This window comes from Duncaniella sp. (assembly GCF_029054785.1).
Taxonomy (GTDB): Bacteria; Bacteroidota; Bacteroidia; order Bacteroidales; family Muribaculaceae; genus Duncaniella.
The window spans coordinates 1-12,717 of the sequence record NZ_JAIDEN010000108.1 but is presented as its reverse complement, the minus strand read 5'-3'; the positions used below and the strand labels follow the sequence as shown (position 1 = coordinate 12,717).

Here is a 12,717-nt window from a genome sequence, read left to right as displayed (position 1 = left end):
GCCAACAAGTGGTATATCGCCGGTGTCAATGCCCTCAAGGAGCCGGTGAAAGTTAAACTTGACCTTTCGGCGCTCGGTCTGAAGGGCGCTGAAGCCGTGAGTTATGCCGACGAGAAGGGCAAGGAGCTCAAAGCAAAGCAGCTCAAACTGAAAAATGCAGCTTCTGTTCCGGTCGAAATCATGCCTGACGGCGGTTTTGTGATTATAGGCGAATAAAATGAATCAAACTTGTCGATATATGAAAAAATTATTATCTCTCGTACTGGCACTGAGTCTTTCGCTGTCAGCGCTGGCTCAGCAGGCCATCTGGGGCGTGCCTACAATCATATCGCCCGACATTCACCCCGACAATACTGTGACATTCCGTCTTGACGCGCCCAAGGCCCATCAGGTAATCGTGACCGGTGATTTCCTGCCGACAGAAAAGGTCACAACTCCTTACGGCTCCTTTGATGTCCCAGGTAAAGCCGAACTGAAAAAGAATAGCGACGGACTCTGGGAGTTCACAACTGCCGCGCCTCTGTCTCCTGAGCTATACAGCTACACTTATCTTGTCGATTCGCTCCGTATCAACGACCCCAACAATGTCTACATGCTTCGCGATGTGGCTTCTGTCTCTAACATCTTCATAATCCCCGGCGAAAGGGCCGACTTATACAGAGTCAGCAATGTGCCCCACGGAACCATATCGAAGGTGTGGTACGACAGTCCATCGCTCGGCATGAGCCGCCGAATGACGGTCTATACTCCTGCCGGTTATGAGCAGGGCGACGGACGCTATCCGGTGTTCTATCTTCTCCACGGAATGGGCGGCGATGAAAATGCCTGGGTCGAGCTCGGACGCGCTGCGCAGATTCTCGACAATCTCATTGCGTCGGGCAAGGCCGAGCCGATGATTGTCGTGATGACCAACGGCAATGCCTCTCAGGAAGCGGCTCCGGGCGAAAACTCGTCGGGAATTGTGCCTCCGACAATCAGGCTCCCCAAGACGATGGACGGTTCATTCGAGGCCTCATTTCCCGAAGTGGTCGATTTCATCGATTCAAACTACCGCACACTGGCCGACAAGTCCCACCGTGCTATTGCCGGACTGTCGATGGGCGGTTTCCACTCGCTGGGCATTTCGAGAGAATATCCCGATATGTTTGACTATGTAGGCCTTTTCTCCGCCGCCATCAAGCCGAATGATGGTGTGAAATCACCTGTCTACACAGATATCGACAGTAAACTGAAGACGCAGTTTGACAGAAAACCGGCGCTCTACTGGATTGCCATCGGCAACACCGATTTCCTCTATGACGCCAACACCCAGTATCGCAGGATGCTTGACGAGAATGGCTATCCCTATGTTTACTACGAAACCCCTGACGGCCATATCTGGAAAAACTGGCGAATCTATCTGACCGAATTTGTTCCGAAATTATTCAGAGGCGAATGATTCGATAAAAATTTGCATCTTTGCGTAGACCATAGAGTCCGATTGTCTTATTCAAAGATTTGAGCCGACATCAGGCATGGCTAAAAATAGCTGAAAATATGTGCCGAGAATCTGGCACCACATTTTTGCGTCCCGGAAATTATAGCTACTTTTGTATGCGAAATTACGATTTTGAAAGAGGACAATGACTGACAACTCTCCCGAAAATTCCGCTTCCGGGTGTACTTTTCGATGACCGAAACGGGTAAAAAGAGGCAACTGACGGCGGTTAAAAATCCTTAACCGGAGTCAAGAATTACAAAATTGGTTTTCCCCACTTTACGGCAACTTCCACGAAAGTACACGATTAGTACCCAACCCTTTCCAAACACCTCTGACAATCAGTTCATTTGCCCAAATAAGAAAAATATGCTAAATTTGCACTCATCTAACCCAAAATAGAAGATCTCTTAGAACAATAGAAATGAAAACAATAGGCAAATTACTATTCATAAGCTCATTAGCTGTCACTGTCTCATGTGGCAACGGCAATAAATGGCAGCTTGAAGGCCGCATTGACGGACTTGGCGAAAAAGATCTGCTTGTCCTTGAAGGTAACAATCAGGGATATTGGTATCCGATGGACACCATCGAGGTCAAAGGCAACGGATCGTTCAGTTATAGCCGTGATGCCCAGGGCTACCCTGACATCTATCGGCTGAGGGTGGGAGAGAAGTCGCTCTATTTCCCGATTGACAGCATCGAGACACTTTCGATCACCGCTCAGGCTCCTGATATTGATGTGAACCACAGTCTTTCAGGTACTCCACAAGCTGCGAATCTCGAACGCGTCGACAGCCTGCTTCGTGCCGAAGCGGTTTCCGGAGGAGCACAGGCAGTCACTGCTAACGTCGAACTCAAACGTGAACTTGGCAAGATGATTCTCTCGGATCCTGCCGGAATTGTTCCTTATTATATTATAAGCAAGCGTATCGGCGGACAGCCGCTTTTCAACCCGGCAGTCAAAGAGGATCTGCGCATTATCGGTGCGGTGGCAAATGCCTTTAATGAGCTGCGTCCCTCGGATCCGCGCACAACCTACCTGCGCAATCTCTTTATTTCAAATCGTCCCAAGTCCGGAAAAGTTAATGAGGAAAACGTGGCCTATGCCAATGAAGTCCGCGCTTTTGACATCAATCTGTTTGACAATGAAGGCAAGCAGCATTCACTGCTTGATCTGACCTCAAAAGGTAAAGTTGTCATCCTCAACTTCACTGCCTATACAGCCGAGGATTCGCCTGCATTCAACGTGATGCTCAACAAGATCTATGAGAAATATCATCAGCAGGGCCTGGAAATCTATCAGGTCGCATTTGATGATGACGAATATGCCTGGAAGCAGACAGCGAAGAACCTTCCGTGGATCACTGTGCTCAACGGTGTGGCCGATGGTGACAAGGCTCTGCGCGACTACAATGTCGGCGCACTGCCTGCGATTTTCATCTTTGACCGCAACGGTGATGTCGTCGAGCGTGTGACCGATCTCGGCACTCTTGACGCTTCGGTAGCGCGTCGACTCTAAAACAACTAGGAATAACGACTTTATATATCGGCCTGCGGCGACTGAGTTGAAAACATTCTATCGGATTCTGCGCTTTATACTTATATTTGTATTAGTGCTGCCTCTGGCAGTACCGCTGATTCTTTATGTTGTCCTCAGTCTTCCCTCTGTCCAGAACAGTATTGCCGATACAGCAGAAAAAGAACTCACCGAGCTTTTGGGAACAGAAGTCTCGGTGGGTTCTGTGTCTATCGCCCCCTTTAACCGAGTGGTGCTTTCTGACGTCAGTGTGAACGATCCGGCCGGTGAAAAAGCCTTGCGGGTCGACCATCTCGGCGCAGGTTTCAGCTTTTTTGAAGGTTTGTGGAACAAGCGTCTGGTCATTACCTATGTGGAGATCATAGACCTTGACCTCAGGCTCTATCGGCAGTCTTCGTCAGATCCATTGAACATCCAGCCTATCATTGACAGGTTCAAGAAAAAGGATGATAAGGGTCCCTCTAAATTTGATCTGGCGGTCAATCTTGTAGTCATCCGGCGATCAGGACTCAGCTATGATGTCCGTGATATGGCACCGGCTGATTCAGGGCGCTTTGATGCCAACCATATCCGCATCGGAGAACTGCGGGCCGACCTTTGTGCGCCTGTCATTTCGGACAGTCGCATTGAAGTCGAGATCAAACGCATGGCGGCATCAGAAGGCTGCGGACTTTTGCTTAAAGAACTGACAGCCGTAGTGAATGCTGACAAGGAAACGATGAGTGTGGAGAATTTTGCGGTTGAAGTGAATGACTCCAGGCTTGCACTCAATGATTTCACCTTGCGTTCGCCGCTTGGAGGCCCGATTGTGCCGGAAGAGATCCTCTGTTCTCCTGTCGAGACGCTATCGGAGTCCTATCTGACCATCTCGGATCTAAGTCCGTTTGTCAGAGGTCTGGAGGATGCTGATCTGCGGGTGGATATTGATCTGGAGGCTGACGGGGCTCTTGACAGCCTGAATCTGAATCGTTTTGAACTCTCGATTGCCGAGAGAAATGCCCGCATAAGCGCCCACGGCTTTATTGAAAACCTCACACGTGGCCCGAAGGCTCTGTTTGTCAGTCTTCAGCGCCTCAATGTGCAGGCTTCTGTTCCGCAGGCTTTGAGCTATATCTCGAATGAGACAAATCTTGGTCATGATTTATATAAAAGGCTTCTCCCTCTTGCTCCATTAGGGGAGATTGATTTGCTCGGAGATCTGACATTGCAACCCGGTGGAATTGACTTCAACGGTGCGCTGGATACAGACTGCGGAAGTGTTGACATTGATTGCGGTCTCAAAAAAGACGGTCCTGAAGGCCCTCTGAGAATAGACGGTTTTGTTTCCTCGATGGGCCTGAATCCCTCTGCTTTGCATAAGTCTCTGACTCCTCTGACCTATATATCTTTTGAATCAGAGGCGGATCTGACGATTATGAACAATAAGAATATCCGGGGAACGCTTGGACTTTCAGTTCCGGAATTCATCTGGAACGGTTATGAGTTCTCGGATCTCAGCGCAAATGCTGATTTCAGAGGAAACAGTGTCGACGCGACGTTGAGATCCACATCTCCGATGCTTGATTTCTCAGCCTCCGGAGGTGCCGAGCTTAGTGGAGAGAGGCCTCTTACCGAGCTTTATGCACAGGTCCGCAGGGTCTCGCTTGATCCTTTTGTCAAGGGGGAGAAACTGAGAGGCGATATCTCATTTGAGTTTGACGGATCGGTCCGCGGTCGCAATCCGGATAACATCAACGGCTGGGTGAAGCTGTCGGAGCTTACGTTTGACGGTCGCAATGACAGGTCTCTGTCAATTTCGCGTATAGAGCTGGATGCCATGACCGGAGATTCGGCCCGGAGTCTCTTGCTTCGCAGTCCTCAACTGGATATTGACCTCACCGGCAGTTTCAGCCTGAAGACCCTCGTCAAGGATGTCAGGGCTGTGGTTGCCAAAGTATATCCGGCTTTGTTGCCGGCTGATACGGAACAGGAGATTGCTGATTTCAATTTTGATCTTGATCTCAAAGTCAAGGAAGATTCTACGGTCAGCCGCTTTTTGGGTTTGCCCACCGATATTATCTATCCCGTGAATGTAAAATCATTCGGACGAGGCGGCGATGTCGCCATGATCGGAGTTGATGTGGATGCCCCTTATCTGCGCAACAAGGACAAGCTTGTGGAAGGAACCCGCCTGTCTGTGTTGCTCGATGCGGCCAACGTCCGGTCGGGCGTAAGCGCCCACACATCATTCCCGACCAAGAACGGAATGCTGGACCTGCTGCTGAATTCCGAAGGCGCGCTTGACTCGCTGGGAACATCAATTGTCTGGAAAATAGACCGACAGGAGGATTTCCACGGCAATTTTGATTTTTCAGCCCTGTTCAGCCGCAGCGATGGTGACAATGACGTGCTTCTGACTGACATATCCGTCGCACAGACCCAGATGGTATTCAATGATTCCGTCTGGACTGTCAATCCGGCATCGGTGCAAGTGTCGCCGAAAAGGATCGCAGTCAGCAATCTCAGCGGGCAGCGTGCAGGGCAGTCTCTGAAGATCAACGGTGTAGCCTCGGCCGACTCGACGGACCGTCTGATTGTTGAGCTTGATGCCATTGACGTCGACTATATTTTCGATTCGCTCAACATGAGCGATGCCGTGCAGTTCGGCGGACGGGCAACAGGCAGCTTCTACGGGTTGAAACTTCTTTCCGGAGATCCGGTGCTCTATACGCCACGGCTTAAAGTCGATGGTCTGAAATACAACGGCTGTGTGATGGGCGACGGAGATATCCGCAGTTATTGGGACCATGAGGCCAAGTCTGTCAGGATAATGGCTGACATAGTCGGGAAAAACGGTTCCAGATCGGAAGTGGACGGTATCATCAAACCGATGAGTTCAGAGCTTGATTTCATGTTTAAGGCCGACAAAGCGCCGGTCGGTTTCATGGCTCCGTTTATGTCGGCGTTTACCTCGAAGATCAGCGGCGAGGTCAGCGGTGAAGCTCATCTCTACGGCACGTTCAAGAATCTGGATCTGACAGGCGATATATTTGCCAAAGACCTGAGTCTGAAACTTGATTTCACAAACACGACCTACACGACGACTGACAGTGTGCACCTGCGGCCGGGCATGATCACTTTTGACAATATCTGTCTGACTGACCGCAACGGAAAGACCGCCAGTCTCAACGGCTATGTGGCTCATACATATTTCCACGATCCGACATTCCGCTTCGATATCACTGGAGCGCGTGATTTTCTGGTCTATGATGTCGGCGAAAATCAGACCGAAGATCCTTGGTATGGACTCGTCTATGGCAACGGCAAGGCTTCGGTCAGCGGAGTGCCCGGTCGTGTAGATATAAATGTTGCCATGTCGACTGCGCAGAAATCTACTTTTACCTTTGTTATGAGCGATGCCGAGCAGGCTATCGACTACCAGTTCATCACATTGCGGGATAAAAACAAGGCCTACAAGGATTCGATTGCAGCTCTGGATCCAACTCCCCTTATTGTCCGGCAGTTGCGCGAGCGGATACGCAATAAGGAGGAACAGTCAGCCTCGACTTATGCCATGACGTTCGATATCGGTATCACTCCTTCTGTGTCGATCAATCTTTTGATGGACCCTGTCGGAGGTGATAAGATCACAGCATTCGGCAGCGGTCAGATGAGAATGTCATACAGTTCTGACGGAGACCTGCGCATGTATGGTGACTATAAGATCAACCATGGTGTCTATAATTTTACTCTTCAGGATATAATAATAAAGGCCTTCAAGATCAAGGATGGCAGCAAGATCACCTTCCTGGGCGATCCTTACAGCGCACAGCTTGACATTGTGGCGTCTTATTCGCTCAATGCCAATCTTAGCGATCTTGACGAATCTTTCCTTGAAGACCGTGAGCTGACACGCACGAGTGTGCCGGTCGATGCCCTGATGATGGTCCGCGGAGACATCCGTCAGCCTGAAATTTCGTTTGATCTGGACTTCCCGACGCTTACCCGTGACACCTACCGGAAAGTGCGCTCGATAGTGTCGACCGAGGACATGATGAACCGTCAGATCATTTATCTGCTGGCTCTCTCCAAGTTCTACACACCGGATTACATGACGGCTACTCATGGCAACGAACTTGTATCGGTTGCCTCATCCACGATCTCCTCCCGTCTAAGCTCGATGCTCGGCGAACTGAGCGATAACTGGAGCATTGCGCCGGCCATCCGCAGTGACCGCGGAGACTTCTCCGATGTCCAGGTGGACGTGGCCTTGTCAAGCCATCTGCTCAACAACCGCCTGCTGCTGAACGGAAACTTCGGCTATCGCGATAATTCAATGAACAACAACAGTTTTATCGGCGATTTCGATATACGCTATCTGCTCAACCGTGCAGGAACAATCCAGCTTAAGGCCTACAACCGCTACAATGATCAGAACTACTACCTGAAGAGCGCCCTGACCACCCAGGGAGTCGGACTTGTATTCAAACGTGACTTTGACAATATTTTTTCATTCCTGAAACGCCGCAAAACCCCGAAAAAGGAGGCCGGTCAGTCTGAAAAATCCAAACCTGAGAATGCCGTGAAAAACGAAGAGGAGAAAATGTCTGAAAAAAGCGAAAAACAGATGTAACTAAACCGCGTGGCTCTTCGTCTAAATAGCAGACCTCTGCTGAGAATAACAGAAAATATCACAATATTCACATTTTTATGAGAAAAAGTATCATCTCGCTGGCGCTGTTTGCCATAGGCTCGCTTGGCATGAGCGCTGCGCCATTGTGGCTTCGCAACGTGGCTATTTCTCCTGATGGCACTACGATTGCATTTACCTACAAAGGAAACATTTTTACCGTCCCGGCCAAAGGTGGCGATGCCAGGCAGCTGACTTCAGGCGGAAGTTACAACACATTGCCTGTATGGAGTCCTGATGGCTCGAAGATCGCGTTCAACAGTGATCGCGAAGGTTCGCTCGACATTTTTGTCGTTGATAGCAAAGGCGGTGTTCCCAAACGGCTGACAACACATTCAGGCAATGAGACTCCGCTCGCTTTCAAAGACAACAGCCATGTCGTTTTCAGTACTGCCGACATGCCTGCGTCGACTGCGGCACAGGCTGCATTCTCCCAGCAGGTATATACGGTCGACATCAATGGCGGACGTCCTGAAATGATGATCTCGCTCACAATGCCGGCCCTTAGTTTCAATCGTGACGGACGGGTTCTGTATCAGGACCGTAAAGGCGTTGAAAATATCTGGAGAAAGCATGAGCGTTCTTCAGGCACTGCCGACATCTGGCTTCTCGACAACGGCAAACACACGAAACTGACAGACTTCAACGGACATGACATGAATCCTGTCTGGGCCAATGACGGTCAGTTTTATTTCATAAGTGAGGAAGACGGAACTCTCAACGTCTACAAACGTTCGGTTGACGGTTCGCAGAAACGACAGCTGACCAAGTTCAAGACGCATCCTGTTCGTTCGTTGTCAGCCTCTGACAACGGTCGGCTCGCGTTCAGCTGGAACGGAGAGATCTATACGATGACCGAAAATGAAAAGCCCTCAAAAGTCGAAGTCAATATTCTCAGCGATGATTATGCCTCGCCGGTAGAAAAGACAATGCGCCGTTCGGGTGCCTCGACATTTGCAGTGTCGCCTGACGGAGAATTGGTGGCGTTCGTGCTTCGCGGCGATGTTTATGTCACTTCGACCGAATATAACACAACCCGCCGTATCACCGACACGCCTGCTCAGGAGCGCGCCGTGGATTTCGCTCCTGACGGGCGCAGCATTGTCTATGACAGCGAGCGCGACGGAATCTGGCAGCTGTTTACCACTGAAATCAAGGATCCGGAGGAGAAATCGCTTCTTTATGCCACGGAACTTGTTGAGAAACCTCTCTATAAGAGTGACAAGCCTGCGTTTTTCCCGGCTTACAGTCCCGATGGAAAGAAGGTTGCTTTCCTGGAAGACCGCACAACTCTGCGTGTGATGGATCTCAAGAGCAAGAAGGTCGTAACAGCGCTTGACGGAAAGTATAATTACAGTTACGCCGACGGAGATGCGGGCTTTGAATGGAGTCCGGACAGCCGATGGCTCCTCACAAACTATATCGGTATCGGAGGTTGGAACAATGCTGACATTGCTCTTGTAAAGGCTGACGGCAGTGAGACCGTCAATCTGACCGAAAGCGGTTATAGCAATGGCAGTCCGCAGTGGGTGCTTGGAGGAAAGGCTGTTGCATATACAACCAGCAAATATGGCTACAAGAGTCATGGCAGCTGGGGCAATGAGAGCGACGTCATGCTTATGTTCCTTGACGGAGAGGCCTATGACCGATTCCGGATGACAGATGAGGAACTGAAGCTCGCCGACAAAGAAAAATCGGCCAAAGACAAGAAAAAGCAGGATGGCAAAAAGTCTGACTCTAAGAAAAAATCCAAAAAGGATGCAGCCAAGAAAAACGATGCTAAAAAAGATTCTGTAAAAAAGGATGAAGTCAAGGCCCTGGATCTCGACTTTGAAAACCGCCGTTATCGGATGGCGCGTCTGACAGGCTCTTCGGCAAGATTAGGATCGTATTACATATCTCCCAAAGGGGATAAGCTCTACTATGTCGCATCCAGCCCTGACGGACGCTCTCTCTATGAACGCAATCTGAAGGAGGGCGGTACGCGAGTTCTTGTCAAAGGTCTGAGTGCATGGGGCATGGTGCCTGACAAAAAGGGTGCCAACATTTTCGTGATTGACCGCTCCGGCATCAAGAAAGTCAATCTCGCAAGCGGAAAATCGACAGGCGTATCTTATGAGGCCGAATACAACCGCCGTCCGTCAGAAGAACGGGAGTATATCTACGACCACATGTGGCGTCAGGTTTTTGACAAATTCCACGACAAGAAATTCCACGGTGCAGACTGGAAACTGTATAAGAAGGAATATGCAAGATTCCTGCCTCATATCAACAATGGATATGATTTTGCGATTTTGCTCAGTGAGATCCTCGGAGAACTTAACGCATCACACACCGGCGGCATCTATTCCGGCGGTTCAGGCCGCCAGGTGCTCCCGACAGCTTCGTTCGGTGCATTCTTTGATGAATCATTCAAGGGCGACGGTCTTAAGATCAAAGAGATCGTCAAGCGCGGTCCGCTTTCTGACAAGAGCCTCGGCCTTGCTGCGGGCGATGTGATTCTCTCTGTCAATGACTCTCTGATCCGTGCCGGCAAAGACTATTATCCTCTGCTTGAAGGAAAGAACGGGAAGAAAGTGAAACTTGAAGTGAAGAAAGCCAAAGGCGAGAAAAAGACAGTCTATGTAAAGCCTGTCGGCTCTAACACAATCAAGGATCTGCTTTACAGCCGATGGGTCGAACGCAATGAACGCATTGTCGACAGTGTGTCAGGAGGCCGTATCGCCTATGTGCATGTGAAAGCGATGGATGGTTCGAGCTTCAATGAGGTCTATGACCGTCTGCTCGGCAAATACCGTAATCACGATGCGGTTGTCGTTGACACTCGTCACAATGGCGGAGGCTGGCTTCACAACGACCTTGCTATACTCCTCAGCGGCAAAGCATACGTAACGCACTGTCCGCGCGGCCAGTTTATCGGCACAGATCCCTTCTCTCAATGGTGCAAGCCATCGGCCATGCTTGTCGACGAAAGCAATTACAGTGATGCCCACGGCACTCCGTATGTCTATCAGACTCTTAAGATCGGCGATGTCATCGGCGCACCGATTCCAGGCACGATGACAGCTGTCTGGTGGGAGACTCAGATTGATCCGACAATCGTCTTCGGTATCCCCGAAGTGACCTCGCTGGACCGCAACGGTGAAATGCTGGAAAACAAGCAGCTCAACCCTGATGTGGTCATCTACAATAATCCCGCCGATGTCCTCCGTGGCGTTGACGAACAGCTCATAGGCGCCACCAAGCACCTTATGAAGAAAACCGCCAAGAAATAAGCGCGGGTGTCTTAAGACCGCATTCACATAAAACCGCAATCCGGATGATCCGTCCAGTCAAGGACGACTCATCCGGATTGTTTTATTTGTTGCTGCCGGTTAAGAATGATTTATTTACTGCGTTTAATGTTGTCAGAGTCGCAGTATCATTTCAAACTGTTTGCTTGTCAATGTGATGTTCTTGTTTTTAAGAAATGCCGACAAGGCTGTATTGTCAGAGTTGATGTTCAAGACTTTTACAAAGTCTGTTTTCATGCGTTTTGTGGCTTCATGCAACAGGCGTGAGGCTATTCCTCTTCGGCGGTATTCTTCTCTGATCGCTATTTGGGACAGATCTCCGGTATGCGGATCAAGTACGCAGTAGCCGACGGGAATTCCGCTGATTTTAACGCCGAGACATGTCAGGTCGGTCTCCGCGCGTCTGATTGATTCAATGCTGTTTTGCCATGAGGGATAAAAATCGCAAAAATCCTGACATTGAAGGATAAAATCAATTGTGACCGGCTCGACAGTGTATTCTGAACTCAGATCCGCGGGGGCGTTGTTAATGGCGCCGATCGTCTGTCTGAAACAATCGAACTCCCTGCTTGTCTCAAAGTTCATGCGGTTGTACACAGTAATGGCTCTATGGTTGTTTTGCAATACCTCTAACAGATATTGCCTGATGCCTGCCTCTTTGAGAAAGGGAATAGAATAGCTGAAGATCTTTCCGGCTATGCCTTGTCCACGATATTCCTTCACTGTTCCTGTCCCGGTGTCGTAAGCGGTAGGAATGCCGTTGTATATTCCCTTCCCGTTCAATGTGAATGCCACAATTTCATCCTTTTCAAAAGCTGCAAACGAGATGCGGGGATCATAGCCGCGTCTTTTGAGCATCGAACGGACCTCTCCTTTGTCAAAACAGATCTCATAATCAGAGAAAGCACGTTCAAAGCTGATGAACAGCGTATCGAAGTCGGTATGTTCTAAATTTCTGATTTTCATCGGGCAGTCGGGTTCAAATGACAGTTGGATCGGTCTCTGTATGGATTTGCGAAAAAATAAGCCGATCAAATGATGATCGGCATTAAGGATTGTTATTGAAACTCTTTCAAATGTACCTCGGAGGGGTATTAAACCCACTTTTTGAGGAAAATACGGGAAAATAAAAGAAAGATAAAATACGATTAATCAGGAGGTTGTGATTTTGGTCTTTTCTCTTATTTTCGCATTTTTAGCCTTGTTTTTCTAAAAGTTGCTTATTGGTTGCTTATTGGAAAAATCTTTTTTGTACCTTTGCAAGCAAAAGAAAACAAATAGAATAGACATAATGGCAAAGAAAAATTATCGAGGCAATAACACATATTTGATTGAGGGAAACGCCGGAGACAACCCTAAATTAATGGGTCAGTCGCTTAGTGATGGTCGCGATAGTCTCTACTTAGAATTTTATTTAGGCTATGAAGTAGCCGAGAGCAATAACGGAAAGACTTATAAAAAAGTCAATCGAAGTACTGAGCGGTTAGGCCTGTATCTGTGGCAAGCGCCACGTACACCGATGGAGCGTCAGCAGAATAAGGAAACATTGGAGATTGCCAAACGCATCCGGTTTGAGCGGGGGCAGGAACTATTGGAGTGTGCAGAGGGTTACAGGCTCAAAAGAAACAGAGATGTAGATTTCTTGAAATGGATGTGGTCCTACTATGAGAATTACAGCAAGGGCGATAAACGTAATGTCGAGCGGGCCTATACTTGATTGTTGGATCTCGATGTGGGA

7 protein-coding genes are annotated in these 12,717 nt (G+C 49.1%); 6 read left to right on the top strand and 1 reads right to left on the bottom strand.

The window, feature by feature from the left end:
• From K2H17_RS07300 to K2H17_RS07280, 5 genes are all read left to right on the top strand, one after another.
• Nucleotides 1-216, top strand: a 216-nt coding sequence (locus K2H17_RS07300; RefSeq protein WP_300133203.1) for a glycoside hydrolase family 97 C-terminal domain-containing protein, incomplete at its 5' end; no start/stop codon positions are given.
• A 22-nt stretch (nucleotides 217-238) separates the two neighbouring features.
• Complete coding sequence (locus K2H17_RS07295) at nucleotides 239-1,438, top strand: esterase (RefSeq protein WP_300133202.1); 1,200 nt, start codon at nucleotides 239-241, stop codon at nucleotides 1,436-1,438.
• A 463-nt stretch (nucleotides 1,439-1,901) separates the two neighbouring features.
• The gene (locus tag K2H17_RS07290) at nucleotides 1,902-2,999 is read left to right on the top strand and encodes a TlpA disulfide reductase family protein (protein WP_300133199.1); all 1,098 of its coding nucleotides are present in this window, start codon (nucleotides 1,902-1,904) and stop codon (nucleotides 2,997-2,999) included.
• 46 nt (nucleotides 3,000-3,045) lie between these two features.
• Complete coding sequence (locus K2H17_RS07285; RefSeq protein WP_300133197.1) at nucleotides 3,046-7,629, top strand: translocation/assembly module TamB domain-containing protein; 4,584 nt, start codon at nucleotides 3,046-3,048, stop codon at nucleotides 7,627-7,629.
• Nucleotides 7,630-7,706: 77 nt separating this feature from the next.
• Nucleotides 7,707-10,961, top strand: coding sequence for a S41 family peptidase (locus K2H17_RS07280; RefSeq protein ID WP_300133195.1), 3,255 nt, complete (start codon nucleotides 7,707-7,709; stop codon nucleotides 10,959-10,961).
• A gap of 132 nt (nucleotides 10,962-11,093) precedes the next feature.
• Here the strand turns inward: K2H17_RS07280 and K2H17_RS07275 are convergent, their stop codons facing one another.
• Complete coding sequence (locus K2H17_RS07275) at nucleotides 11,094-11,945, bottom strand: GNAT family N-acetyltransferase (RefSeq protein WP_300133192.1); 852 nt, start codon at nucleotides 11,943-11,945, stop codon at nucleotides 11,094-11,096.
• Between the two features lie 325 nt (nucleotides 11,946-12,270).
• On the opposite strand from K2H17_RS07275, the gene K2H17_RS07270 reads away from it, so the two are divergent.
• On the top strand, nucleotides 12,271-12,696 hold the full coding sequence (locus K2H17_RS07270) for a hypothetical protein (RefSeq protein ID WP_300133189.1): 426 nt from the start codon (nucleotides 12,271-12,273) through the stop codon (nucleotides 12,694-12,696).
• Nucleotides 12,697-12,717 lie beyond the last annotated feature (21 nt).

Bases quoted from the DNA above. Each gene is read 5' to 3' on its own strand.
- K2H17_RS07295 (WP_300133202.1), top strand. From the start codon at position 239: ATGAAAAAATTATTATCTCTCGTACTGGCACTGAGTCTTTCGCTGTCA.
- K2H17_RS07290 (WP_300133199.1), top strand. From the start codon at position 1,902: ATGAAAACAATAGGCAAATTACTATTCATAAGCTCATTAGCTGTCACT.
- K2H17_RS07280 (WP_300133195.1), top strand. From the start codon at position 7,707: ATGAGAAAAAGTATCATCTCGCTGGCGCTGTTTGCCATAGGCTCGCTT.
- K2H17_RS07275 (WP_300133192.1), bottom strand. From the start codon at position 11,945: ATGAAAATCAGAAATTTAGAACATACCGACTTCGATACGCTGTTCATC.
- K2H17_RS07270 (WP_300133189.1), top strand. From the start codon at position 12,271: ATGGCAAAGAAAAATTATCGAGGCAATAACACATATTTGATTGAGGGA.